The 25,537-nt window shown below is 47.8% G+C and carries 20 protein-coding genes, 1 tRNA gene and 1 pseudogene; 16 read left to right on the top strand and 6 right to left on the bottom strand.

Features of this window, described 5'->3' with window-relative positions; genetic code table 11:
- Positions 1 to 84: 84 nt before the first annotated feature.
- Positions 85 to 1,188: a methylmalonyl Co-A mutase-associated GTPase MeaB gene (meaB, locus tag AT687_RS06155; protein WP_014301927.1), complete on the top strand. Its 1,104-nt coding sequence runs from the start codon at positions 85 to 87 to the stop codon at positions 1,186 to 1,188.
- A 170-nt stretch (positions 1,189 to 1,358) separates the two neighbouring features.
- Entirely contained in the window at positions 1,359 to 2,045 is a 687-nt protein-coding gene (locus AT687_RS06150) for a sulfurtransferase (protein ID WP_230863685.1), read from the top strand.
- Positions 2,046 to 2,071: 26 nt separating this feature from the next.
- Here the strand turns inward: AT687_RS06150 and AT687_RS13025 are convergent.
- Positions 2,072 to 3,244: pseudogene (locus tag AT687_RS13025) on the bottom strand (Rossmann-fold NAD(P)-binding domain-containing protein); the annotation flags it as partial.
- A gap of 73 nt (positions 3,245 to 3,317) precedes the next feature.
- Between AT687_RS13025 and AT687_RS06140 the strand changes: the two are divergent.
- Positions 3,318 to 4,700, top strand: coding sequence for an IS3 family transposase (locus AT687_RS06140; RefSeq protein WP_060536887.1), 1,383 nt, complete (start codon positions 3,318 to 3,320; stop codon positions 4,698 to 4,700).
- 115 nt (positions 4,701 to 4,815) lie between these two features.
- On the opposite strand, the gene AT687_RS06135 is transcribed toward AT687_RS06140, so the two are convergent.
- Positions 4,816 to 4,901: transfer RNA gene (locus AT687_RS06135), tRNA-Leu, on the bottom strand.
- Positions 4,902 to 5,075: 174 nt separating this feature from the next.
- On the opposite strand from AT687_RS06135, the gene AT687_RS06130 reads away from it, so the two are divergent.
- Entirely contained in the window at positions 5,076 to 5,633 is a 558-nt protein-coding gene (locus tag AT687_RS06130; RefSeq protein ID WP_014319091.1) for a YbhB/YbcL family Raf kinase inhibitor-like protein, read from the top strand.
- A 420-nt stretch (positions 5,634 to 6,053) separates the two neighbouring features.
- Here the strand turns inward: AT687_RS06130 and AT687_RS06120 are convergent, their stop codons facing one another.
- Together AT687_RS06120 and AT687_RS06115 are read right to left on the bottom strand one after the other, a co-directional pair.
- Positions 6,054 to 7,169 carry a quinone-dependent dihydroorotate dehydrogenase gene (locus tag AT687_RS06120; RefSeq protein WP_014319090.1) on the bottom strand — a complete coding sequence of 372 codons (1,116 nt, stop codon included), beginning with the start codon at positions 7,167 to 7,169 and terminating at the stop codon, positions 6,054 to 6,056.
- A 40-nt stretch (positions 7,170 to 7,209) separates the two neighbouring features.
- Positions 7,210 to 8,208: a hypothetical protein gene (locus AT687_RS06115; protein WP_014319089.1), complete on the bottom strand. Its 999-nt coding sequence runs from the start codon at positions 8,206 to 8,208 to the stop codon at positions 7,210 to 7,212.
- 182 nt (positions 8,209 to 8,390) lie between these two features.
- Here AT687_RS06115 and AT687_RS06110 point away from each other — a divergent pair, with 182 nt between their 5' ends.
- The 10 genes from AT687_RS06110 (at position 8,391) to AT687_RS06065 (ending at position 21,857) form a co-directional block, all read left to right on the top strand.
- Positions 8,391 to 9,239, top strand: a complete 849-nt coding sequence (locus AT687_RS06110) for an undecaprenyl-diphosphate phosphatase (protein WP_029589582.1) — start codon at positions 8,391 to 8,393, stop codon at positions 9,237 to 9,239.
- A gap of 45 nt (positions 9,240 to 9,284) precedes the next feature.
- On the top strand, positions 9,285 to 10,529 hold the full coding sequence (mshC, locus tag AT687_RS06105; protein ID WP_014319088.1) for a cysteine--1-D-myo-inosityl 2-amino-2-deoxy-alpha-D-glucopyranoside ligase: 1,245 nt from the start codon (positions 9,285 to 9,287) through the stop codon (positions 10,527 to 10,529).
- Positions 10,530 to 10,925: a hypothetical protein gene (locus tag AT687_RS06100; RefSeq protein WP_010934933.1), complete on the top strand. Its 396-nt coding sequence runs from the start codon at positions 10,530 to 10,532 to the stop codon at positions 10,923 to 10,925. It begins immediately after the preceding gene.
- 75 nt (positions 10,926 to 11,000) lie between these two features.
- Entirely contained in the window at positions 11,001 to 14,603 is a 3,603-nt protein-coding gene (gene metH / locus AT687_RS06095; protein ID WP_014319087.1) for a methionine synthase, read from the top strand.
- A 43-nt stretch (positions 14,604 to 14,646) separates the two neighbouring features.
- Positions 14,647 to 15,342 (top strand): HAD family hydrolase, encoded by a 696-nt coding sequence (locus AT687_RS06090; RefSeq protein ID WP_010934931.1) that lies wholly within the window; start codon positions 14,647 to 14,649, stop codon positions 15,340 to 15,342.
- A gap of 18 nt (positions 15,343 to 15,360) precedes the next feature.
- A complete protein-coding gene (locus tag AT687_RS06085; protein WP_003851495.1) occupies positions 15,361 to 15,624 on the top strand; it encodes a phosphoribosyl-ATP diphosphatase in 264 nt (87 codons plus the stop codon).
- Between the two features lie 81 nt (positions 15,625 to 15,705).
- Positions 15,706 to 16,551 carry an ATP phosphoribosyltransferase gene (gene hisG / locus AT687_RS06080; RefSeq protein ID WP_014319086.1) on the top strand — a complete coding sequence of 282 codons (846 nt, stop codon included), beginning with the start codon at positions 15,706 to 15,708 and terminating at the stop codon, positions 16,549 to 16,551.
- Between the two features lie 360 nt (positions 16,552 to 16,911).
- A complete protein-coding gene (locus tag AT687_RS06075; RefSeq protein WP_003851491.1) occupies positions 16,912 to 18,219 on the top strand; it encodes an anaerobic C4-dicarboxylate transporter in 1,308 nt (435 codons plus the stop codon).
- 274 nt (positions 18,220 to 18,493) lie between these two features.
- The gene (aspA, locus tag AT687_RS06070) at positions 18,494 to 20,068 is read left to right on the top strand and encodes an aspartate ammonia-lyase (RefSeq protein ID WP_003851489.1); all 1,575 of its coding nucleotides are present in this window, start codon (positions 18,494 to 18,496) and stop codon (positions 20,066 to 20,068) included.
- A 136-nt stretch (positions 20,069 to 20,204) separates the two neighbouring features.
- Positions 20,205 to 21,857, top strand: a complete 1,653-nt coding sequence (locus tag AT687_RS06065; RefSeq protein WP_014319085.1) for a formate--tetrahydrofolate ligase — start codon at positions 20,205 to 20,207, stop codon at positions 21,855 to 21,857.
- A 73-nt stretch (positions 21,858 to 21,930) separates the two neighbouring features.
- Here AT687_RS06065 and AT687_RS06060 read toward each other — a convergent pair whose 3' ends face one another.
- Together AT687_RS06060 and AT687_RS06055 are read right to left on the bottom strand one after the other, a co-directional pair.
- Positions 21,931 to 22,185: a HigA family addiction module antitoxin gene (locus AT687_RS06060; protein WP_021335028.1), complete on the bottom strand. Its 255-nt coding sequence runs from the start codon at positions 22,183 to 22,185 to the stop codon at positions 21,931 to 21,933.
- A gap of 93 nt (positions 22,186 to 22,278) precedes the next feature.
- A complete protein-coding gene (locus AT687_RS06055; protein WP_041740677.1) occupies positions 22,279 to 23,145 on the bottom strand; it encodes a RecB family exonuclease in 867 nt (288 codons plus the stop codon).
- A gap of 83 nt (positions 23,146 to 23,228) precedes the next feature.
- Here AT687_RS06055 and AT687_RS06050 point away from each other — a divergent pair, with 83 nt between their 5' ends.
- Positions 23,229 to 24,605 (top strand): M18 family aminopeptidase, encoded by a 1,377-nt coding sequence (locus tag AT687_RS06050; RefSeq protein WP_014319082.1) that lies wholly within the window; start codon positions 23,229 to 23,231, stop codon positions 24,603 to 24,605.
- Positions 24,606 to 24,611: 6 nt separating this feature from the next.
- Positions 24,612 to 25,448, top strand: a complete 837-nt coding sequence (locus AT687_RS06045; RefSeq protein ID WP_003851476.1) for a tRNA (adenine-N1)-methyltransferase — start codon at positions 24,612 to 24,614, stop codon at positions 25,446 to 25,448.
- Positions 25,449 to 25,537: the final 89 nt, after the last annotated feature.

Raw genomic sequence — 25,537 nt, 5'->3', positions numbered from 1 at the left:
AGTTCGTTTCAATACCATGACTATGTTCACCGGCCGCTCTTTTGAGTGGCCGGTGAACGCGTATAAGCAGGAAGGTTTCACAAAATGTCTGCAGACAACGAGTACCTCGAGCATCATTTGGGTTCACTTTTAACTACCGCTGGGACCGATTTGGGGGAGGTAACTGCTGTTGCCCCTGAGATTGTGAAAAAAGCGCGGCGGCGTATAGATGTTGACGAATTATTTGAAGGCGTCCGTCGAGGTGATCGAACGCTTATTTCTCGAGCTATCACCTTGCTAGAATCTACTGCTCCGGCACACAGGGTTTTGGCTCAAGAATTGCTGGTCAAGTTGTTGCCTTTTAGTGGTAAAGCCCTTCGAGTAGGTATCACTGGTGTACCCGGCGTGGGAAAATCAACGTTTATTGAGGCGTTGGGGATGAAGCTGATTGGTGATGGACATAAACTAGCGGTGCTTGCCATCGATCCTTCCTCCACAAAGACACGAGGCTCAATCTTGGGCGATAAAACTCGTATGGCTAAGTTAGCTCGTGAAGATAATGCCTTTATTCGTCCTTCTCCTTCCGCTGGAACTCTCGGCGGCGTTGCTAAAGCTACTCGTGAATCTATGGTGGTTTTCGAGGCTGCAGGATACGATGTGATCCTTGTTGAAACCGTTGGCGTAGGACAATCAGAAGTTGCTGTCTCACAAATGGTTGATTGTTTCACCTTTTTGGCTCTGGCTGGTGCGGGTGATCAACTACAAGGAATCAAAAAAGGCATCCTTGAAATGGCAGATCTGGTTGCTATCAACAAAGCTGATGGCCCCAACCTCAAAAATGCGAAACGAGCGGCTCGTGAATTGGCAGCTGCAATGCGAATGGTTCGCCAAGAAAACGACTTGTGGCACCCGCCTACGATTACTATGTCGGCCGTAGAGCATGAAGGCGTAGACGAATTCTGGGAGCATGTTCAAAATCACAATAAGGCAATGTTGGAATCTGGCGTATTCGAGCATAATCGCAGAGAACAACAAGTTCAGTGGATGTGGTCAATGGTCCACGAGACTTTACTTCAACGGCTAAACACAGATCCGAATGTTGTTGAAGTGAAAAAATTGGTGGAAGATCAGCTACGGCACGCACACATCACACCTACATTAGCTGCTGAACGAATTCTCAATGCTTTTGATCATGTCACTGCCGACTAGAGAAAAATCCTAGATGAATACGCACATTCCATCGCTTCTTACTGTGAAGGCTCTTCAACAGTTATGCGATAACCGTTCAAATGTCGTGATCTTGGACGCAAGCTTGACCATGTTTGGGGATCTCTGAGCTCAAAATTCCGACAGCGCAGCGCTTTGACTTGGACGCTGAAATGTCTGATAGTTCCTCGGATATTCCACGCACGCTTCCCACTAGGAAGGAATTTCAGAAGCATCTTCGGACCCTCGGTATCGATAATTATTCGCTTGTCGTTGTTTACGGCAAGCGAGGAATGGACTCTACGCCTCGTGCTTGGTGGATGCTGAAATCCGCTGGCGTACAGAACGTGATCTTGGTCGATGGTGGGCTTACTGCATGGATTGCGGCTGAAAATAGAACTGAGTTTTGGGAAGACAAAGCAGCTTCTCAAAATAAGGGAAATATCACCGTAAGTAGTTCTTTTGGGTCGAACAGCGCCAGTATGCAGTGGTTGCAGGCAAGCGGGAGCCAACTTGAAATTCCAATTGTTGATGCACGTAGCACTGAGCGGTATCACGGTGAGGTGGAAAAGCCTCGCAAAGGGCTAAACCGAGGCCATATCCTTGGAGCAATCAACATACCGGTTACAACTTTGCAAGCAAATGGTCAAATAGTGTCGTCCGATCAATTTCTTAGCATTTTTGATCAGCATCTAGGTTGTGCGAATAGGCCATTCATTGCTTACTCTGGCTCCGGAGTCACAGCCTGTGTCGTCCTTTTCGCTGCGTCCCTTATCGGACGACACAGAATGCTTTACGATGGTTCTTGGTCGCAGTGGGGGAATACAAGACTACGACAATCCGGTTGCTACCAAGGATGAGGTTTGAAGTCTTTCAGAAAGCATCCTTATAGATCTACCCCATTTTCGCCTTGGACAATAGGTTCGTAGACTCGTGCCGCACCGTCAGCTAAGTCAAGAGGCGCGCAGAAGCCTTCCGTAGCCAGTCGTTGCTTCGTCGTGTGTGGACGCTCATCTGTGATCCAACCGGTGCCTACTGATGTCACTAAGACACCGTGATCAAACATTTCAGTGGCTGTTGTTCTTGTCAGCATATTTAGCGCAGCTTTGGCAATATTGGTGTGTGGATGTCCAAGGGCCTTTGTATCCCCTAGAAAATACGCCTTCCATCGCAGATACATTCGCAACATATTTTCGCCGTGCCGGTGAGACTTCAAGAGCAGGTCGTAACCTATTAAAAAGGATAAATGGTGCTGTCGCGTTGCACAGCTGAACTTCTAGCATTTCTAACGGATTTACGGATCCAACAGTAGCGACCCATGAATTATGGTCGGTTACATCGGGGATAAGCCCACCTGCATCGATTCCTAATGTAGGACCATGCCACATGGAGCGCATTCACAATCAAACTTTGAGAATGCGTTGTGGGGGTTGCTCCACACATGAGGGCATGTGGATGTGCTTCCATTGTAGTGCCTAAAGCAGTGATCGGTACTTCTTTTTCGATGCCTTGTAAGCGGTGAGATTCTTCACGAACTAACGCTGAGTATGCGCTGGGACTACGGCGAACAGTTTGCGCCGCATTATTAATGAGGACATCTAGTGGCTGTTCACTGAGGATTTGGAAGATCGATTCCGATAACGTGGAGTCGGTGAATCCAGTCAGCAGAATCACTTACCGCGCTAACACGCCGAACTGCGTCCCTGGGAAACCTTGTAGTAATGGTGAGAGATTCGCACCATCTCTTAGTAGTTTAAGCGCAATATACATTCCTATTTTGGCGCGCCCGCCTGTTAGTAAGGCTCGTCGTCCCTGAAGATCAACGGATGCTTCTCGACGTTTCCTATTATCTGCGGCACAGGTGGGGCAGAGTTGATAATGAAGTGGCCACAGAGCCGGTTTCCAAAGCGCGTAGCTGCTGCCCACGCGACATAATGAAAAGACCTGACGTTTCATCATCAATTCGTTGTTCGTTGGCAGTAACTGTAGCACTAAGTATTGCGTGGTCGGGGGCTTTACGCAGAGCTTTAGCTGCTTTACGACGATTTGTTTTGAGCTTTTATACATCGCACTCATACTTCGTGGGTTAAGGGTCATAAGGGGATGCGGACGGAATCTTGGAGGATTCCATTATGAACCGTTCCTACACCAACACGCAGAAGCGCACAGCACTGCGGGTCTACAAACGCACACAATCAGTGACTAAAACAGTCCGCGAACTCGGCTACCCAGGCAGATGGACCCTGTATAAATGGCTACGCGAGCCCAAAACCCCACCACAACCACGTAAACAAGCCAAAACCCTGACCCACTACCCATACGAAGTCAAACTTCGCGCAGTAGAACTTTTCCACAATGGTTGGCGACCAGCTGATATTGCCCAGGAATGCTGCCTGCACACTCACGCCAGCGTCTATGCTTGGGCGCAACGCTACCGTGAGGAAGGACAATGGGGCTTGATGTCGAAAAAAGAACGCGCAGGCCATGGCCGCATCCCTACTAAAGCAGCACTAGAAAAATCATTGCCGGATAATCCAACACAGTTAAAACAGCAGATGGCCACGCTGCTGGTAGAAAAAGCCGTGTTGGAAAAGGAGCTGGAAATTATAAAAAAAGACGTAAGCGTCATCCCCGGTCAGCTGAGTAATAAGCACAAAACCGACGTGGTTGACGCTTTGCGTAGCACGTTTCCATTAGCAATGCTGCTCGCTGCTAGTGGTCTTGCTGCATCCAGTTTCTATTACCACCTGAAAAAACGACGCATGCCTGATAAGCACGCAGCTATTCGCAGCATGGTGCACCGCATCAGTTCTGATTCACATAATACCTATGGTTATCGCCGTATCTGGTGGCAATTACGACATTTAGGCATAACTATCAGTGAAAAAGTAGTTCGCAGGCTCATGCGCGAAGAAGCAATTACGGTGCGGTTTCCGAAGCGGAAGGTGAAATATTCCAGTTATCAAGGAGAAATTTCTCCGGCTCCGCCGAACCTGGTCAACCGTTGTTTTCATGCCACTGCTGCGAATACGTTGTGGCTGACTGATATTAGTGTTTTCGCTGCGAATGAGGGGCGGGTGTATTTGTCTGTGATTATTGATTGTTTCGATGGCAAAGTCGTTGCTGCTAAGACGAGTGTGAATCCCACTATGGAGTTAGCAGAATCTACGCTGCAGGCCGCTATTGATGCTGAGGGTCTTCCACCGGATGGTTCATTAGTGATTCATTCAGATCGTGGTGTGCATTACCGTGGTCGGAGTTGGCATAGTCTGACTGCGAAATATGGCATCGTTCGTTCGATGTCGAAAAAAAAGGGGTGTAGTCCTGACAATGCGGCATGCGAGGGGTTTTTCGGGCGGATGAAAAATGAGATGTATTACGGCAAGAGGTGGCAGACAATCCAAGAGCTTGACGATGCCATTGCTGCTTATATCGAGTTTTATAACAATCATCGCATTAAAGTTAGTCTCAATGGTATGAGTATCGCGCGTTATCGCATGGCTGCGGTAGCGTGAGGTTGAAAGTGTCTAACAAAACGTCCGCATCCCCTTTTGACCCTTAACCCGCTATTTCAACAAATAGTACATAAAAAAGAGATCTCCGACCATTGGTCGGAGATCTCTAATATTGTGCCCGAGGGGGGACTTGAACCCCCACGTCCGTTAGTAGGACACTAGCACCTCAAGCTAGCGCGTCTGCCATTCCGCCACTCGGGCTGGGTGTGTCTTTCAGCTGTTTGCTGTTGACTCGCATAACTATATGGCGATCTCTTTGCGAATACAAATCGTAAGGTCAAGTAGTGTTTTTGGGGGCTTAAGATTGATTAATACTGCATTAGTAGTCTTCCCGATAAAGCTGCTGCTGAAAAATCCCAGACGTTTGCTTTTTATATGTGTATAAAGGCGAGTATGACCTATTCCAATAATCATGATCGATTCCCAGGTGCTGACCCATATGCACCCCTTAACGAACTTCCAACATTCTCATTGCACTCGGAAGACTTTTCTGATGGCGAAAAATTTAATTCGATTCACTTGGGAGGAAATGATGTTTCTCCACATCTTGAGTGGAGCACATTACCTGAGGGGACAAAATCTATTGCTATCACTTGCTTTGACCCTGATGCTCCCACTGCTTCAGGTTTTTGGCACTGGGCGGTTTTTAACATTCCAGTTTCCCAAGTATCAATTGCACAAGGTGCAGCAAACGATGGCTCGCTCGACCAGCTCGGCGCGATAAGTCTTCGAGGAGATTCTGGAAAACGAGGTTATTACGGCCCTAATCCGCCTGCTGGCCATGGCCCGCATCGTTATTTATTTGCAGTGCATGCGGTTGACGTTGAATCTTTAGACGTAGATCCAGATTCTTCACCCGCAGTGTTGGGGTTCAATCTTTACTTCCACAGTTTGGGCCGTGCGATTCGTTGGGGATGGTATGAGAACTCCTAGCCCCGTTCCTCTCGGCTTACGTGTAGGAGCCGCATTTCTAGCCGTGGCAGTCGCACTCGCCATATTTACGTTTATTCATGTCCTAAAGGACAGGTGGGCAGAGGGGTTTCATGTCACAGCACGTTTTACCCTCATATTGATTGCAGCTGCCTTAGTAGGGGCATTTGCAACAGTGAACAAAGCCTCACGTGGCTCAGTTCTTCAACTGACTGGATTAATAGTTGCTTTGTCGCTGATCTTTTTAGGGTGATTTACGCCTGAGTCTCCAATAATTATCTGGTCGGCTTATCTCTTGCCTTGTTATGCAGCCGTATGTTTCATAGCTAGCTTGTTAGCTCGCATGCTAACTGTTCGAAGTTAGAAATAGCGGCAGAGTCTAGGACGCTACCTAGTCTCAGCCGCGATTAAAAAAACAACACTTTATTGAAGTGTCCAAGGAAGTTTCGAGCCAACGGCTTGATCAATGCTGCTGAGGTCGTGGGCTCGCAATTGCGCTGCAATTCCTAAATGAATATCCCTGATCCAATCTGGTCCACCGTAGATCATTCCTGTGTACCCCTGCAAAAGGGTTGCTCCTGCGGCGATACGCTCCCATGCTTGCTGTGGCGTTGAAATGCCTCCCACTCCAATGAGCACCATTTCCGTGCCTACGCGCGCATACAGGCGTTCTAGAACTTCCAGAGATCGCTGGGCTACCGGAGCTCCCGAGATGCCGCCAGCTCCCATGTCTGCAACATCTTGATGTGGAGTGCGCAGTCCATTGCGGGAAATGGTCGTATTAGTCGCTACGATGCCGGCAATTCCCATTTCGACAGCAAGGTCCGCTACTGCGTCTATGTCATCATCAGACAAATCTGGCGCTATTTTCACTAGCACTGGCACAGATGTTGATTCTTGAACTGCTGCAATTATCGGGCGCAGTGATTCTACTGCTTGAAGATCTCGAAGCCCCGGAGTATTTGGGGAAGAAACATTAATCACGAGATAGTCTGCGAGGTTACCGAGAAGCAGTGCTGATCGTCGATAATCATTCACAGCATCTTTCGAGGCAACTACCTTTGTCTTGCCGATATTAATGCCGATAACCGCATCAGACTTACGGCGTTTAAGATTTTTAGCTACTTCGGCGGCTCCCAAATTATTGAATCCCATACGATTTAAAATCGCTTTATCTGCAGGTAGACGGAATAGTCGGGGAGTGGGGTTACCAGGTTGAGGTGATGCCGTCACTGTTCCCAATTCTGCATAGCCAAAGCCGAATGCCGCCCACACATCTGGAGCTTCACCATTCTTATCAAATCCTGCAGCCAACCCAAGCGGCTGCGGGAAAGTTACACCAAACACCTCTTGTCTCAGAATGGGATCGTTGACGGGAAGAATTGACCCCACTGCGCGTCGTAGAGGTGAAATCGCTTGTACTAATTGCATGCCACGAGTGATGATGTGGTGAATACGCTCAGGGGACATCGTAAACATCCCTTTTAGCGCAAGTGCGTATGCTTTAGTTCGCAAAGGATGAGATGAAAAATCCGACATGGTGGATAGGCCTTTCGCTATTTTAAAGGTGTGTGGGGCATTAGTCTGTTTGGCTTTTAACAAGTTGGAGGCCTGCTCCAGATGCGGATGCGAGCACCAAAGTACCGTCGTCAAGCACGGCAATGTTGTGGACGTTTTCGATAGTGTTATATGAGCTTTTTTCGGATCCGGTTCCGGATGAAATATCGTAACCAGTCACCTTGTTATCTCCAGTAGTAGCGACCCAAGCTAGGTCATGCTTGTTGTCCCAAGTAATACCCCAAGGACTAGGCCCCGTCGGAGAGGTTTGGTGAAGCCGGATGACGTCTTTAGCACCGTACACTGCAAACTGATTCTTCTTGGCGTCTGAAGCGAGCACAACGCCTTGCTTAGCTGCAGATATCCTTCCAACCCCTTTGCCTACCCGCAAAATGGCACCGGGTTTTGACTCTTTCCAATTTACGTCTTGAATCAAGGTGTATTTGTTATTGATTCTGACAACTGCATCAGCTTGTCCTTCGATCGGAACTGAAATAAGTTGATCAGACCCGTATTCAGTTGCCACCTCTGAGAGCTTTTCACCATCGTTAAATACCTCAACCTTATTCGAGTCACGATGCGCAACGAGAACTTCTCCGGTTGATACTTGTACCGCATAGTGGGCAGTTTCAGTCGGCTGAGCGATTACTGAATTTTTACCCGATACTGGATCAACAGAATGCACGCCGTCGGAACAAGAAACAATGAAAGCCTTTGAGTTCGATGTCATGTCAAAGCACTCAGCGTCAATAGACACTTTAGTCGTGTTACCTTTTTCAAAATCTGCAGCAGACCCGAGCTCTAGGTGGGAACCCATTTTGATTCCAATCGAATTTCCCACCGTTTGAAGCGCATCAATTGCACCGCGCTTGAGTACAGTTCCCTCGGGGGCTGTAGCCTTCGGGGAAGCTGCTGCGGTAGCACTTCCCATGTCGGGCCGGATTTCTGCCACATTCGTTGTTTCTGCATTGCCGCTACATGCGGTCAACACAAATGCGGAGAGAGTAGAAAATGTACACATTTTAAGAGTCGTAGACAGTGCAGGTTTCACAACCAGAGAGGTTACCAGCAAGTTGCATTCTTCCTAGTTGAAACCCGAGGAAGATTAGGCATATCCATGTAGTTCTGCATCACTGGCATATATTGGACTTTAAACAGGTATTCTTGTGCCCCGTGACTGATGTAAATGTATTAGCCCAAGCATTGACTCAAGATCCGTCGAGTCAAATAAGCTGGTCCCAGACAATTGTGCTCTCTATCGTTCAAGGCCTCACCGAGTTCCTTCCTATTAGTTCATCCGGCCATCTGCGAATTGTCTCTGAGCTTTTTTGGGGCAAAGATGCTGGTGCAAGTTTTACTGCTGTAGTTCAACTAGGCACTGAAGCAGCAGTTCTCGTTTACTTCGCTAAAGATATCGCAAAGATTCTCACTGGCTGGTTTAGAGGCCTTTTTGATAAAAAGCAACGAGGTTTCGATTACCGTATGGGATGGATGGTCATCGTTGGCACATTGCCGGTAAGTATCGTAGGGCTGCTAGCTAAAGACATCATCCGAGACAATCTACGAAATATGTGGATTACCGCATCAGTGTTAATCGCTTTTTCTTTTGTATTTATCGCTGCCGAAAAATGGGGCAGTAAGCGTCGAAGCTTTGACCAACTGACAATGAGAGATGCCGTAATTATGGGCTGTGCACAGTGTTTGGCATTAATACCAGGTGTTTCACGGTCAGGTGGCACCGTTTCTGCAGGTTTATTCGTCGGACTTGATAGGGAAGTTGCAACTCGCTTTAGTTTCCTATTGGCTATTCCCGCAGTGTTAGCATCTGGCTTATTCTCGCTTCCCGACGCCTTTGCTCCCGACGCGGGGCAGGCGGCCTCGGGAATGCAGCTTGCTGTAGGTACCGGAATTGCTTTTGCCCTAGGGTATGCTTCCATCGCGTGGCTTTTGAAATTCGTTGGTAGTCACTCGTTTAGCTGGTTTGCAGCTTATCGAATCCCTGTCGGTTTGCTTGTTATGGCATTACTAGCTACCGGAATACTAACCGCTTAACTACTGTAATGTGTCATTGCTGCCTCAGCAGGTAATGTTGATGGCATGCAATCTTGGCCCATGCCGACAATTCCTTCAGTGCCGGGTAAACCGGCTGTACTGTTCTTGTTTGATACCAGTGATCAGCTCATTAAACCTGTTGAAGTGGACACTCCAGAAGTGGGGGTTTATGTGTGTGGAATTACTCCTTATGACTCCACACATTTAGGACATGCAGCGACATATTTGACGTTTGATCTAATCAATAGGCAGCTTATCGACGCAGGCCACCGTGTTCATTTCGTTCAAAACATCACTGACGTCGATGAGCCTCTTTTTGAACGTGCATTGAGAGATGGCGTTGACTGGCGAGAGTTAGGCTCCAGCCAAATCGATCTTTTTAGATCAGACATGGAGGACCTTAGCGTTATTCCTCCTCGGCACTATGTTGGTGCAATGGAGTCTATTCCAGAAGTAATTGCAATGGTGGAAACCATGCTTGCCAATGGCACAGCGTACATCGTTGAGTCAGACTCCTACCGTGATATTTATGCATCCATAACTGCGACTACGCAGTTTGGATACGAGTCCCATTACTCTCGTGAACTAATGGAACAATTTTTTGCCGAACGTGGTGGAGACCCCGAACGTGCCGGGAAAAAGGATTCGCTTGATGCTCTTATATGGAGAGCACATCGACTAGGTGAACCTTCTTGGGATGCGCCATTCGGGGCGGGGCGCCCTGGATGGCACGTTGAGTGTTCCGCGATCGCAACACATCATTTGGGAAGCCATTTCGCAATTCAAGGAGGCGGATCAGATCTTATCTTCCCACACCACGAATTCTCGGCTGCTCACGCTGAGGCAACATTTGGCGAGTCCCGAATGGCAGGTCACTATGTGCACACAGGAATGATCGGACTTGACGGCACTAAAATGAGCAAGTCCTTGGGCAATTTAGTATTCGTATCGCGACTGACCTCAGAAGGGTATCATCCATCTGACATTAGACTTGGAGTTTTTGCAGGTCATTATCGCGACGATCGTGACTGGTCAACTGACCTCCTCGCAGCTGCACAGGAGCGCAGACAAGCGTGGATTACTGCAGCTGATAATGCTCGAGACGTACAACAAGTTCAACAAACAATTCAAAAAATACGTCATTTATTGGCTAACGACTTAAATACCCCTGCAGTCCTCGCCGAAGTGGACAACTGGGCCAACTTGATCCCGCTAAATGATTCAGCTCGTACTGAGGCTGGAAGGCTCATGGCATCTGGTTTGGATGCATTATTGGGAGTGAAGATATAAATGACCGATATGTCCGACTCTTTTTCATTTATTGACGACTTCCTGCGCGATCTTGAAGAGTTTGGTACCGGCTCCTACCTTCGTGCCGATGAAAAGGAATTCTGGGATCCCCCATTCGATGTTTCGGCGTTGCCCGAGTTAAAAAAGGTTCTTGTAGCGTTTGCGCAAAGCATGGTCGATATTGCAAACTCCCGTGAGCAAGCTAACTCAGTGGTTTTGGATGTTATTGCAAAAGTTGGACATTTTTATTCGGAGTTAGCTGCTTTCAATGCAGCATATGAGTATGCGGTAATCGAACCAGAGGAAGAATCGCAGCTTATTAGCATGGTAGAGGGTATGTGTAAAAATCTGGGACTCAGTGATGAAGAGATATCGGATTTGCCCGAATTTGAATAAAATTACTTAAATTGGGGCTCTAAACTGGGGTAATGGTTGAGCATTTCACAAAATGCATACTAAGCTGTCTATTTGATGAATACTGCCACGCCCCAATTTAAAACTGCATTTCTCGACGCTATGAAAAATCGCGTTCTGATCGGTGATGGAGCAATGGGTACCCAGCTCCAAGGATTCGATCTTGACGTCGATTCCGATTTTCTAGGTCTCGAGGGCTGTAACGAAATTCTTAACCACACTCGGCCAGATGTTGTTTCTGCAATCCACCGTGCCTATTTTGAAGCGGGCGCCGACTTGGTTGAAACGAATACTTTTGGTTGTAACCTACCCAATTTGGCCGATTATGACATTGCAGATCGATGCAAGGAACTCGCATTCAAAGGTGTGAAAATCGCCCGAGAAGTTGCGGATGAACTGGGACCCAGTGCTGATGGCACACCACGCTTCGTTCTAGGTTCAATGGGACCTGGAACGAAGTTGCCTTCGCTTGGACACGCACCTTATGAAGCGTTGAAAAATCACTACACCGAAGCCTCACTTGGCATGATCGAAGGCGGCGCCGATGCGATTTTGGTCGAAACTGCCCAAGATTTGCTTCAGGTAAAAGCAGCTGTACATGGTTGCCAAACTGCATTTGAAACTTCTGGCATTCAGCTTCCCATTGTTTGTCACGTTACGGTTGAAACTACTGGCACCATGCTCCTAGGTTCCGAAATCGGTGCTGCACTTACGGCAATTGAGCTACTCAATGTGGACATGATTGGTCTTAACTGTGCTACTGGCCCAGACGAAATGAGCGAGCACCTTCGATACTTGTCTCGCAATGCTCACATTCCGGTTTCAGTCATGCCCAATGCCGGTTTGCCCGTCCTCGGTAAAAATGGTGCTGAATACCCACTAACTGAACAAGAGCTCGCAAGCGCACTGAGAGGATTTGTTGAAGAATACGGGCTCAGCATGGTGGGAGGCTGCTGTGGTACAACGCCTACTCATATTCGTGAAGTACGTAAGGCTGTACTTGGCGATAGCGAGCATCAACCGGCACTTCAGGCTGAGAGAAATCCCGATGTCGGAGATGCAGTATCGAGTCTCTACACCAGTGTGAATCTCACACAAGATACTGGCATCACCATGATTGGTGAGCGAACGAATGCCAATGGTTCTAAAGCTTTCCGCGAGGCCATGCTTGTAGGTGATCTTGAAAAATGTGTGGATATTGCTAAGCAACAAACTCGCGATGGCGCCCACATGCTTGATTTATGCGTTGATTATGTGGGCCGTGACGGCACAGCCGATATGGCCCAGCTGGCTTCACTGCTAGCAACCAGCTCGACACTTCCCATCATGATTGATTCCACTGAGCCGGATGTAATCCAAGTAGGACTCGAACATTTAGGCGGTCGATGCGCAGTAAACTCTGTGAACTTTGAAGACGGCGATGGCCCAGATTCTCGCTATCAACGCATTATGCGATTAGTCAAACGCCATGGAGCTGCTGTCGTCGCTCTCACCATCGATGAAGAAGGCCAAGCTCGCACTGCCGAAAAGAAAATTGAAATTGCTGAACGGCTCATAGCGGACATTACGTCGACATGGGGGTTAGACGAAAGCGACATTATCGTCGATACGCTTACTTTCCCGATTTCAACCGGCCAAGAAGAAACGCGTCGAGACGGTATCGAAACTATCGAGGCAATTCGTGAGCTTAAAAAGCGTCATCCCAAAATTCACACCACCTTGGGCCTATCTAACATCTCTTTTGGACTGAACCCAGCTGCACGTCAGGTTCTCAATTCCGTATTTTTGAACGAGTGCATTGAAGCAGGACTAGATTCGGCTATTGCACATTCGTCAAAGATTGTTCCTATGAATCGTATCGATGAGGAACAGCGACGGGTTGCTCTCGACCTGGTGTACGACCGAAGGTCTGAAGGCTATGACCCGCTTCAAACTTTCATGCGCCTATTTGAAGGTGTATCTGCAGCAAGTGCGAGCGATGCCCGCGCAGAAGCATTAGCAGCTATGCCGTTATTCAAGCGAATCGCTCAACGTATTATTGATGGCGAAAAGGCAGGTTTCGAGGATGACCTCGATGCAGGTATGAAAGAAAAAGAACCGCTCCAAATTATCAACGAGGATCTCCTAGAGGGGATGAAAACCGTTGGTGATCTCTTTGGATCAGGCCAAATGCAATTGCCCTTCGTCTTGCAATCTGCCGAGACGATGAAGCATGCAGTGGCTTATCTCGAGCAGTTCATAGAAGCGGATGAAGATGCCGGCGACGGTAACGGAACAATTGTCATCGCAACAGTGAAAGGTGACGTCCACGACATTGGAAAGAACCTTGTCGACATTATTCTTTCAAATAATGGATTCAATGTTGTCAACATTGGTATCAAGCAACCTATTGCAAACATCCTAGAGGCTGCAGAAAAACACAAAGCAGATGCTATCGGCATGTCTGGGCTATTGGTAAAATCTACCGTGATCATGAAGGAAAACCTTCAAGAAATGAACCAGGCACAAAAATCTGACTATCCAGTCATTCTTGGTGGTGCAGCGCTTACGCGAGCCTATGTAGAAGATGACCTCACCGAGGTGTACGAAGGTAATGTTCACTATGCAAAAGATGCATTTGAATCACTTCGCCTAATGCAAGAATTTATGGCTGAAGCTAGGGGAGAGCGTCTCGATCCACAGTCGCCAGAAGCTCTTGCGGCCGTCAAGAAAAAAGCTGAGAGAAAAGCTCGTCGAGAACGTTCAAAGCAAATTGTCGCGCAACGCAAAGCAAAGGAAATTCCTATCGAGGTTCCGGAACGATCCGAAGTTGCAGCTGACGTGCCAATTGCCACACCTCCTTTCTGGGGAACACGAATTGTTAAAGGCATCAATTTATCCGAATACCTGCCGCTTCTCGACGAACGCGCGCTGTTTGTGGGTCGTTGGGGCTTAAAAGCGACTCGCGGCGGAGAGGGCCCAAGTTATGAAGAACTTGTAGAAACTGAAGGTCGACCACGGCTGCGGTACTGGATTGATAGACTCAAAGCTGAAAAAATACTTGACCACGCCGCTGTCGTGTACGGATATTTCCCAGCAGTTTCCGAAGGCGATACGGTCATTCTTCTTGAATCACCAGACCCTACTTCTGCAGAGGTAGCACGATTTAATTTTCCTCGACAACAGCGTGGAGAGTTCCTTTGTGTAGCTGACTTCATTAGATCCCGTGAGCACGCAATCAAGACCAAGACGGTAGACGTATTCCCGCTGCAATTGGTAACTATGGGACAACCGATTGCAGACTTTGCCAATGTCCTTTTTGCTGATAATAATTACCGAGACTATCTCGAAGTACATGGTGTCGGTGTGCAACTTACAGAAGCACTTGCGGAGTATTGGCATGCCCGTATCCGCCACGAATTGTCACTTTCCGATGGATCTCATGCAGGTGACGAAGATTCCGCTGATCTGCAGGAATTCTTTAATCTTAAATACCGAGGTGCTCGTTATTCCTTTGGTTATGGTTCCTGCCCAAATCTCGAAGATCGCGAAACCTTGGTAGATTTGCTTGACTCACGTCGGATTGGCGTAGATATTTCAGAAGAGTTTCAACTGCACCCTGAGCAATCAACAGATGCATTTGTGTTGTATCACCCAGAAGCAAAATACTTCAATGTGTAACTAGTTAACCGCGAAGCATAGGTCGATTGCTAGCCTATGACATATGCTTCGCGGAATTTTATGGGATATGGACGGCACTCTTGTCGATTCTGAAGGAATTTGGGCTCAAGCCACTTTTGCAATGAGCACCGAAATGGGTAGACGGCTAACAGCAGCTCAACAGCGGGAAACTGTAGGCTCTAGCTTTAATTTCACTGTTAGCCTTTGCGCCAGCAACGCTGGAATAGAACTAGATTCTGAAGCCAAGAATTACTGGCAATCGTTTATGTCACACTACGTCACGGAAAAGTTCGATAGTTCTCTTTTGCCAAATCCAGGAATCAAAGAAGTACTGGATTCATGCCGAAATGCTGAGATTCCAATGGCTATTGCAACAAACACCATTCGGTCAATCGCAAACCATTCCATAGGAGCAGTAGGGATTGAATACTTTAAGGCGACAGTATGTGGCGATGAAGTTGCTAATCCAAAACCTGCTCCCGATGTGTATCTTAAAGGGGCACAAGCACTGGGAGTGCCTCCAGAAGGGTGCATTGTTTTTGAAGATTCAAAGAGTGGAATGCTTGGTGGATTAGCTGCCGGCTGCATCGTAATTTCTGTTGTCGATCACCTGAATAACCAGCCATTACCCGAAGGTGTTGTTCCGTTATCACGACTGCACGGATCTGCAGATTTCAGAGGTGTATCAGCCGAAGAAATTATGCAATGGTATGCAACATTGTCACCGAATGCTCAATAGGTATGTCATACTAAAGGGGTGAAAAATTTCGATTCCCTTTACCATGAACTAGCCGAACGAGCAGAAAAGCGACCTGAAGGCTCCGGCACGGTTGCTGCTTTAAATTCGAGCCTCCACACTTTAGGCAAAAAAGTGATTGAAGAGGCCGGTGAAGTTTGGCTCGCTGCTGAGTACCAGAGCGATGCAGAACTCGCTGAAGAGATCTCGCAACTTATGTACTGGGCGCAAGTCATCATGATTAAACGTGGCCTTACTCCGGAAGATATCTATAAATATCTTTAATTACCGCAGGTGAGCAGAGTTTTTAGGTAGGTTTTTGCCGCATGCTTACCCCTAGTTATTTTGATAAGGCTACACAAATATATGCTAAAAATTGCTATCCCAAATAAAGGTTCTTTGTCTGAGGCTGCAGTAGAGATTCTCGCTGAGGCGGGTTATGCTGGCCGAGGCGAATCTAAGACTCTCAATGTTTATGACAAAACAAATGACGTAGAATTCTTTTTCCTTCGTCCTAAAGACATCGCCATTTATGTCGCTGGAGGACAACTAGACCTCGGCATCACTGGTCGAGATCTTGCTACGGATTCCCATGCAAACGTTGAAGAAGTGATGAGTCTCGGATTTGGCAATTCATCCTTTAGATATGCGGCTCCTGCAGATCAAAAATGGACTGTTGAAATGCTCGAAGGCAAGCGTATTGCAACCTCATACCCCAATTTAGTTCGAGATGATTTGCAAGCGCGTGATATTAACGCAACTGTCATTCGGCTTGATGGTGCTGTAGAAATCTCGATTAAACTTGGCGTAGCTGACGCCATCGCTGACGTAGTTTCAACGGGCCGGACATTACGCAAACAAGGTCTCGCAACTTTCGGTGAAGTGATTTGCCAATCCGAAGCTGTCATTGTCGGTCAACAAGGTAATGTGGTTGACAACGAGCAAAAGGTTTTCCTTCGTCGCATCGAAGGAATCCTACACGCCCAGAATTACCTCATGCTTGATTACAACATCGATCGAGTAAACCTCGCCGCTTCTGAAAAAATCACACCAGGTATTTCGGGTCCAACCGTCTCACCTCTGGCCCGCGAAAACTGGGTAGCAGTGCGTGCAATGGTGCCGCGTAAAGAAGCCAACCACATCATGGACCAGCTTTCTGAGCTAGGTGCTCAAGCAATTTTGGCTTCTGAGATTCGTATTGCACGCTTGTAGCTAGCCATATCATTTTTTAAAAATAAATTAACTGCACATTAATGGGGATATCACCTAATGTGCAGTTTTATTTCTATACCTCTATAGTGTGATCAATTAGTCAATTGACTAACTATTGTGACAGAAATGCACTGTGACCTTACAAAACGATTTACCATTCGATATTTACATAATCTGATGCACGAAATCCGGCCTATTTCTATTAAAAGCTAGGTTGCTATAACCAGTTTCATAAGTGCACGATAGGAAGGAAGCTGATTTCTGCATTTGCGGAAATTTGTAGTGTCCCTCCAGCGACATTTCGTCGCTACTCATACCTGCATAATGCAGACCTGAAATATGTAAAGGTCGGGTGTCACAGTGGTTTTCGTCCACATTCTCATCGTGCTCGCCGCAATTGTCCTCGGTGCACGACTCGGCTCAATTGCTATCGGCTTTGCCGGTGGCATCGGAGTCCTTCTTCTGGGTGCAACCGGAGTGCCGGTGACGAGAGAAGATATTCCTTTCGACGTTATCGGTATCATCATGGCCGTTATTGCAGCAATTTCTGCTATGCAGCGTGCCGGTGGCATGGATTATTTGGTGCATTTGGCGGAGCGTGCTTTGCGTAAGAATCCAAAGCATATTACCTATGTCGCACCTGTAGTTACCTATCTGATGACCTTGTTCGCAGGAACAGGGCATACAGCGTTTTCCACGCTTCCAGTGATCGTGGAAGTTTCTAAAGAATCTGGAGTGCGCCCTTCGCGTCCACTTTCTGTTGCCGTTCCGGCTTCCCAGATGGCGATTACAGCATCTCCAATTTCCGCAGCAGTCGTTTTTTTAGCTTCCGCGCTGGAACCTTTAGGGGTAGGGTATCTGTCCCTTTTGGCAATCGTTATCCCCGCAACATTTCTTGCTATCTTCCCAACTGCTTGGCTATGCAATCGTCTCGGGAAAGACCTCTATGATGATCCGGTCTACCAACAGCGTCTTGCCGATGGCCTCGTTGCAGCCCCTGGCAAGAAAGAGTCCTATGTTCCAACAAGCGCAGCAAAGCTTTCGGTGGGAATTTTCCTTGTAGCAATTGTCGCCGTTATGGTGTACGCCACATTGATTTCCGATCAAGTAGGACTGATTGCAGATCCTGCGTTGCCTCGCAATGAAGCGATTATGTCGATGATGCTTACTGCAGCGACAATCACCGTTATGGCTTGCAAGATTCCGGCAGGCGACATTTTGAATACTCAGGTATTCCGCTCCGGAATGTCCGCTTGCGTCTGCGTTCTCGGCGTAGCTTGGTTGGGAACAACTTTGATCAACCATTACATCGAGGGAATTAAGGGGTTCTCAGGCGACATCCTCGAGCGCTCGCCGTGGATGCTCGCGGTCGTTCTATTCGCCGCCGCCGCGCTACTCTATTCGCAGGCTGCAACCGCTAAGGCGTTAATTCCTGCAGCACTGGCTATCGGTGTTTCCCCACTGACCGTCATCGCCTCATTTGCCGCTGTATCGGCACTATTCGTTCTGCCAACCTATCCAACTCTATTGGCTGCAGTTGAGATGGACGATACAGGTTCGACAAGGATCGGCAAAGCAGTGTTTAACCACCCATTCCTCATTCCTGGAACTGTTGGTATTGCGATATCTGTGGCATTGGGATTCCTTTTCGGCGGACTTATTCTCTAATTCCCAGTTCATTGCAATCCATCATCCCGTCGAATATTGATTTCTAATCAAATATCGAAATATCACCTCAATCTAGGGTGACAAAAACCACCATTTTAAAAATGGTGGTTTTTGTTTTTCTCAAATGTGCTTTGACGTGGAAAAAGGTTGAAATATCTAACTAACAGCAGGTAGAGCTATTAATTTCTAATTAATTATCGGGTGCATAATTCCTTATTTTGACGTACCCTTTAAATGTAAGAAATCGCCCACTCACTACAACAGGAGAGTTTAAATGGCTTCCCAAGCTAAAAACACAAAGGGCTCGAAAAACGCCGAGGTAACCAATGATGTTCTCGACGGAAAAACCGAAGGCACCGCGGAGAAAGTAAACGATGCCCCCATTGCGTCAGATGTAACAACAAAGCACGCCACTAAGAAAGCTGCACCAGGATTCCGTATCGAAGAAGACCTCTTGGGTGAGATGGAAGTTCCCGACGAGGTTTATTATGGCGTCCATACTCTTCGTGCCATCGACAATTACAAGATCTCTAGCACCACCATTAATGATGTGCCAGAGTTCATTCGTGGCATGGTTCAGGTAAAAAAGGCCACCGCGCTTGCCAACCGACGCCTCCATACTCTGCCGAAAGACAAGTGCGATGCCATTGTATGGGCTTGCGATCAAATCTTGGATCACGGTCGTTGCATGGATCAGTTCCCAATCGATGTGTTCCAAGGAGGCGCTGGCACAAGCGTCAACATGAACACTAATGAGGTAATCGCCAACCTCGCACTGGAGCATCTGGGTAAGCCAAAGGGATCCTATGACATCATCAACCCAAACGATGACGTCAACATGAGCCAATCAACTAACGATGCCTACCCAACTGGATTCCGTTTGGGTGTCTATGAGGCGATGCAGGAACTGATCACTCGTATTGACAATCTACAGTTCGCATTCCATGCCAAAGGTGATGAGTTCACCGATATTCTGAAGATGGGTCGCACACAGCTCCAAGATGCTGTACCGATGACTTTAGGCGAGGAATTCCAGGCATTCGCTCATAACTTGGCTGAGGAGCAAAGCGTTCTGCGTATGGCTTCCGACCGGCTCAAGGAAGTTAACTTGGGCGCAACCGCTATCGGTACTGGCTTGAACACCCCAGCCGGTTACCGTTATCAGGTTGTAGCCGCATTGTCCGAGTGCACCGGCTTGGAAATTAAGTCTGCACGCGATCTTATTGAAGCTACTTCAGACACCGGTGCGTATGTCCTTGCCCATGCAGCTGTTAAGCGTACTGCGATGAAGCTTTCTAAGATCTGCAATGATCTTCGACTGCTCAGCTCCGGACCACGCGCAGGTCTCAACGAGATTAATCTTCCCGCTCGAGCTGCAGGTTCATCGATCATGCCGGCAAAGGTCAACCCAGTTATCCCTGAGGTTGTTAACCAGGTTTGCTTCAAGGTTTTTGGTAACGATCTTACTGTCACCATGGCGGCAGAAGCTGGCCAGCTCCAGCTCAATGTGATGGAACCGGTTATCGGCCAAGCCTTGTTTGAGTCGATTCGAATTCTCGGTAATGCTGCAGTCACCCTTCAGCACAAGTGTGTCGAAGGGATTACCGCAAATGCTGACGTATGTCGCGCCTACGTAGATAATTCCATTGGTATCGTTACCTATCTCAACCCTTTCATTGGTCACCATATGGGTGACGTGATTGGCAAGGAAGCTGCTGAGACCGGCAAGTCCGTACGTGAGCTTGTATTGGAAAAAGGACTCATGGATGAAGAGACTTTGAACCAAATCCTGTCCAAGGAAAATCTAATGCATCCTTCGTTTCGTGGAACCCTCTACCTAGATAACTAGTTTTTCAGTGGAATAAGCCTCGATACCCTAAACTGATAGTTCAAGGGTGTCGAGGCTTATTAATTTGCTCAGCCATCGATACTCCTTTGTTAGTGCTTGTTCACCAGTACCTCGACTAGAAAGCATCGAATCGCCAATGCCGACGGACGTTGAAATTGCCCAAGCTCATACCCTCGAGCCCATCACTGACATTGCCAATCGAGCTGGAGTACCTTCCGATGCTCTGATTCCTTATGGCTTTACAAAAGCGAAAATAGATATTAATCGGATTGCGAGCGAAAACACTGGAAAACTCGTGCTCGTGACAGGGATTTCACCAACGCCTGCCGGCGAAGGTAAATCGACTGTCCTCATTGGTCTTTCGGACGCAATGAGACTACGCGGCCATAATTCCATTGTTGCTATTCGTGAACCTTCTCTAGGCCCCGTAATGGGAATTAAAGGTGGAGCCGCAGGTGGTGGATATTCACAGATCGTTCCTATGGAAGACATCAATCTGCATTTCACTGGAGACTTTCATGCAATCACGGCAGCTAACAACACGCTGGCAGCAATGATTGACAATCATATTCATCAAGGCAATACTCTAGGAATTGATGCCCGTCGGATTACTTGGCAACGTTGCCTGGATGTAAACGACCGCTCTTTGCGCAAAGTTGTGACTGGCCTAGGTGGTAAAGCACATGGAGTGCCAACTGAAACAGGATTCACGATTACAGCCGCGAGTGAAATCATGGCGATTCTATGTCTGGCATTAGATCTAACAGATTTGGAAGCACGCTTGGCACGGATTGTTGTAGGCCAGACTTTTAGCAGTGAACCAGTTACCGTTGGTCAACTTAATGCGCAAGGAGCACTTGCAGCGTTGCTTCGTGATGCAGTTAATCCAAATTTAGTTCAAACATTGGGTGGAACACCTGCGTTGTGCCATGGTGGGCCATTCGCGAATATTGCCCATGGGTGTAACTCTCTTATCGCTACAAAAACCGCGCTGTCACTCGGAGATGTCGTACTGACGGAAGCAGGATTTGGGTCCGACCTCGGTGCCGAAAAATTCTTCGATATTAAGTCGCGCGTAGGCGACCTCAATGTTGCTGCAACCGTCGTTGTCGCAACTGTAAGGTCTCTTAAATACAACGCCGGCGTTCCTAAAGATGAGCTCACAACCGAAAACCTGGAAGCTCTTGCATCTGGAGTCGTCAATCTCGAACGGCACGTTGAAAATATTCGTGCGTTTGGTATCGAACCAATTGTTGCACTGAATAAATTTGCCTCGGACACTGATGCAGAAATCAGTCAGCTCAAAGCTTGGGCTGAAACCATGTCGGTTCAATTGATCCCGGTCGAAGTTTGGGCTCATGGTGGGCAAGGCGCGCTAGAACTTGCCGACGCAGTTGCAGTCTCGATGCAAAAACAAACTTCGCATCAACTTTATGACCCCGAACTGGGAATTGAAGCATCACTGCTCACAATTGCGCAAAAAATCTACGGCGCGGCAGATGTTGAGTTGTCGAAGCAAGCGCGTCAAGATCTGGCATATTTGCAAGAAAATGGATGGGATCGCTTGCCAGTATGTATTTCCAAGACACAATATTCATTCAGTGATGATCCATCTCAGCTAGGGCGTCCAGAAGGACATACTCTTCACGTTCGCAATTTATTGCCACGAATCGGTGCAGGATTTATCGTTGCTCTTACCGGTGATGTCATGACCATGCCTGGCCTTCCGAAAAAACCAGCCGCTGAAAACATCGGAGTTGAAAATGGAGAGATTAAAGGCCTTTTCTAAAAGGTAATTAAGCGGGAAGCAGGTACCATACAATGGCCGCTTCCCGCTTTGATCGGCTTCTAGTGCTCTTGCTCTAAAAAGTGTCCCAATCTTGTTGTCTGCGAATCCATAATTCTGGTGATTCTCTGAAAACATGGGCAAGACCGAAAGCCAAAACATAATCTACGTCGGTTTCACCTGCGATGAAATGATCAAGAGATGTTTCTGTGATATGCAGTTGTTTGGCAAGGTCATAATGCGAGATATTTTGTGGGACAAGATACTCGGTTTCCAGTACCTTGCCAGGATGGCGGGGCACTGGATTGAACGGAGCGTGTGCACTCGACATTCTGGAATTCAGCACAATACTTTCCACCCTTTCCTGCAATAGCTGTAGTCTTATTCCATGCTATGCGGGATCAGGCTTCAAGCTCCACCTTGGTTAGCCTGTCAAACCCTTTGAAGCATCGACAGTGGAACACGGAGGAGCATCGGCTATGCCTGGCCAACCTGGGTAGGCTGGCGGTGTTCCGTCAAAAGCCGGACAAAGGTTTTGAAATGAACACCAGCCACAGAGTTTCGAAGTTTTGGGGCGAAATTGACCGGTTTCTCCGTCGGTGACAATTTTCTCCCATAGTTCTTGGATATCACGTTCGAAATATTCAAGTTCTTCGCGTGATGGAGTAAGAAACATCGAGTCGGCGACTTTGAGATACATCAATCGCAATTGATCTGGGATGCGTCCGTAGATCCGCCAATACACCAGAGCATAAAAGCGCATTTGGAATTGAGCTTGCTGGCTAAAACGAGGAATTGGTTTTTTACCCGTTTTGTAGTCCACGACGCGAATTTCGCCAGTCGGAGCTTTATCAACTCGGTCTATGAATCCTCTGATGGGTACTCCATTAGGCAATGTCGCATTGACGTACATTTCACATGCCAGTGCATCGAAACCTTGTGGGTTTTCCATCTCAAAGTAGCCTCGAAGAAGCGAGCGACATTCTACGAGAAAATCATAAGTATCTTCTTCCGGAACCAGCGAAACTAATTCAGTATCTTTGCTGCACATTAATGACCAATGGGGTTTCAATCGTTTAACTGCAGCTGGAAAAAGTCGCTCATTTCGAGGCCAGCCATGCATTTCTTCAAGCACGGCATGTACGAGTGTGCCTTTGACTTGGGCTACGGTTTTGGGCTCTGGAAGTTTGTCAATGGCACGGAAGCGGTACAGCAATGGGCATTGTTTATAATCGTTAGCACGAGAAGGCGACAAGGCGAGGGGAGAAGCGGAAGGAGTTAAGGTTGTCATCAAGTTCAATATTGTATGAGCCTGGACCGACATTTGCATGTTGCTAGCCACAAGCTTGAAAGGAAACACGCGTTGTCTAAAGGATGGGAAGGTTAGACTGGGTGATTATGGATTCATCATTTTCTGATCGTCGCGGTATCCCTATAGCTGATCTGGACCATAGCGAACACGTTCGTTCACAAACGGAAGCTATGGCTTGGGAGCTGGTTAGTTTTATCGCTAATTCCCCTAGTTCATTTCATGCTGCTCAGCAAGGCGCACAATTGCTACAAGAAGCGGGATTTCATCAAGTCGATGAAACTGCCGATTGGGATAGCACCCTAGGCGGTCATTTTATGATTCGCGGCGGGGCACTGATGGCATGGTATGTCCCGACGTCGGCTGATACTTCATCGGGTTTTAGGATCATAGGTGCGCATAATGATTCACCCGGCTTTAAGCTGAAATATCACCCTGATCTTATGTCTGCTGGATGGCAACAAGCATCTGTAGAGGTCTATGGTGGTCCTATTTTAGCTTCTTGGTTCGATCGTGAATTAGTTTTAGCCGGTCGCATCGGGCTTATCGACGGCTCCACTCGCACTGTAACTACTGCTCCTGTGCTAAGAATTCCGCACCTTGCTATTCATCTAGATCGAGATGCAAACACGTCGTTATCTATTGATCGTCAACGGCATACCCAACCAATATTTGCCGTTGGCGAACCAGATTTATCGATTATGGATGTGATCGCAACTGCAGCAGGCGTTAACAAGGAAGAGATTATTTCACATGATTTGATTACGGCAGATGCTCAGCCTGGTGAAATTTTTGGCGCAACCTCTGATTTTCTTGCTGCAGGGCGATTGGATAATCTTTCCAGCGTTTTTCCTGGGCTTAAAGCATTTGTGGAGGCGGCTGAGGATAATGTGCTTGGCCGTGCACCGATGAAGGACATTCTTGTTTTCGCCGCTTTTGACCACGAGGAAGTCGGTAGTGCCACAACAACTGGGGCTGCCGGACCTATTTTAGAAGACGTACTAACTAGAACAGCTGCTGGGTTAGGTGCAGACGCTGAAAAAACAAAGCAAATGATCACACGCTCCACGTGCATTTCAGCAGACGCAGCTCACTCAATTCATCCAAATTATGCGCATCAACATGATCCTTTGAATCATCCTGTTATGGGTGGCGGTCCTACACTGAAGGTCAATGCGAACCAACGTTATGCGTCCAATACCGAAACAGAGGCAATGTGGGTACGCGCTTGTATGAAAGCCGGAAGTAGTCATCAAGTCTTCGTAGGCAATAACAGCGTCCCATGTGGTTCGACTATTGGCCCCATAACGGCAACTCGGCTGGGTATTCCTACTGTAGATGTCGGAGTTCCGTTGCTTTCCATGCACTCTGCTCGAGAATTAGCCAGCACCACAGATATCTATTGGTTATCACGGTGTCTGCACGCGTATCTGGTAGGTTAAATTCTCATGGCAAACTCTGGACCATTTCAGCCTGGTGATCGTGTACAACTCACAGATCCCAAGCGCCGGCATGCAACGATAGTTCTTGAAACAGGCGGTGCGTATCACACGCATAAAGGCATGATTCATCATGACGATATTATCGGAAACGCTGAAGGCACTGTCGTTAAGTCTGAGCAAGGATACGAATACTTATGTTTCAGACACCTGATGGTCGATCACGTGCTTTCTATGCCTCGCGGTGCTGCAGTGATCTATCCAAAAGATTCTGCCCAAATTTTGGTCGAAGGAGATATTTTCCCCGGCGCGCGGGTGTTAGAAGCCGGTGCAGGCTCAGGTGCTCTATCGATGGCGCTATTGCGGGCTGTTGGCCACGAAGGTCATGTCTTTTCTTATGAGATTCGAGAAGACCACCTTGAATATGCCGAAAATAACGTTGATGAATTTTTCGGCTACCGTCCCGAAACATGGTCCCCTCGCTTAGGTGATTTGCAGGATGTAACTGTTGAAGATCTGGGTGGTCCAGTAGACCGCATCATCTTGGACATGCTGGCCCCTTGGGAGTGTTTGGAGACAGCGTCTCGATTGCTCATCCCTGGCGGAGTGCTAATGACGTATGTAGCGACCGTCCCTCAGCTGATGAAGGTCATGGAGGGGATTCGCGAACTTAAATGCTTTACCGAGCCTCGTGCTTGGGAATCTCTCGTCCGTGAATGGCGTGTAGAAGGGTTGGCTACGCGACCTGAACACCGTATGAATGCGCACACTGCATTCTTGATTTGGACACGTCGACTTGCCGACGGTACCGTCCCACCACGTCCGCAGCGACGCGCACGTAAGTAGGCTCCTAGCAGGTTTTTAAGCGGTATCTTTAAAAAGGTGCCGCTTATTGCCGTCTAATGGCAACACCAGTGTTGGGAAATTAGTAAGGT

This window comes from Corynebacterium diphtheriae (assembly GCF_001457455.1).
Classification (GTDB): domain Bacteria; phylum Actinomycetota; class Actinomycetes; order Mycobacteriales; family Mycobacteriaceae; genus Corynebacterium; species Corynebacterium diphtheriae.
This window is presented reverse-complemented; position numbering and strand designations above follow the sequence as displayed.

Excerpts from the sequence above, each read along its gene's own strand:
- meaB (WP_014301927.1), top strand. The coding sequence starts at position 85 with ATGTCTGCAGACAACGAGTACCTCGAGCATCATTTGGGTTCACTTTTA.
- AT687_RS06150 (WP_230863685.1), top strand. The coding sequence starts at position 1,359 with ATGTCTGATAGTTCCTCGGATATTCCACGCACGCTTCCCACTAGGAAG.
- AT687_RS06140 (WP_060536887.1), top strand. The coding sequence starts at position 3,318 with ATGAACCGTTCCTACACCAACACGCAGAAGCGCACAGCACTGCGGGTC.
- AT687_RS06130 (WP_014319091.1), top strand. The coding sequence starts at position 5,076 with ATGTGTATAAAGGCGAGTATGACCTATTCCAATAATCATGATCGATTC.
- AT687_RS06120 (WP_014319090.1), bottom strand. The coding sequence starts at position 7,169 with ATGTCGGATTTTTCATCTCATCCTTTGCGAACTAAAGCATACGCACTT.
- AT687_RS06115 (WP_014319089.1), bottom strand. The coding sequence starts at position 8,208 with ATGTGTACATTTTCTACTCTCTCCGCATTTGTGTTGACCGCATGTAGC.
- mshC (WP_014319088.1), top strand. The coding sequence starts at position 9,285 with ATGCAATCTTGGCCCATGCCGACAATTCCTTCAGTGCCGGGTAAACCG.
- AT687_RS06100 (WP_010934933.1), top strand. The coding sequence starts at position 10,530 with ATGACCGATATGTCCGACTCTTTTTCATTTATTGACGACTTCCTGCGC.
- metH (WP_014319087.1), top strand. The coding sequence starts at position 11,001 with ATGAATACTGCCACGCCCCAATTTAAAACTGCATTTCTCGACGCTATG.
- AT687_RS06090 (WP_010934931.1), top strand. The coding sequence starts at position 14,647 with ATGCTTCGCGGAATTTTATGGGATATGGACGGCACTCTTGTCGATTCT.
- hisG (WP_014319086.1), top strand. The coding sequence starts at position 15,706 with ATGCTAAAAATTGCTATCCCAAATAAAGGTTCTTTGTCTGAGGCTGCA.
- aspA (WP_003851489.1), top strand. The coding sequence starts at position 18,494 with ATGGCTTCCCAAGCTAAAAACACAAAGGGCTCGAAAAACGCCGAGGTA.
- AT687_RS06065 (WP_014319085.1), top strand. The coding sequence starts at position 20,205 with ATGCCGACGGACGTTGAAATTGCCCAAGCTCATACCCTCGAGCCCATC.
- AT687_RS06060 (WP_021335028.1), bottom strand. The coding sequence starts at position 22,185 with ATGTCGAGTGCACACGCTCCGTTCAATCCAGTGCCCCGCCATCCTGGC.
- AT687_RS06055 (WP_041740677.1), bottom strand. The coding sequence starts at position 23,145 with ATGACAACCTTAACTCCTTCCGCTTCTCCCCTCGCCTTGTCGCCTTCT.
- AT687_RS06050 (WP_014319082.1), top strand. The coding sequence starts at position 23,229 with ATGGGAAGGTTAGACTGGGTGATTATGGATTCATCATTTTCTGATCGT.
- AT687_RS06045 (WP_003851476.1), top strand. The coding sequence starts at position 24,612 with ATGGCAAACTCTGGACCATTTCAGCCTGGTGATCGTGTACAACTCACA.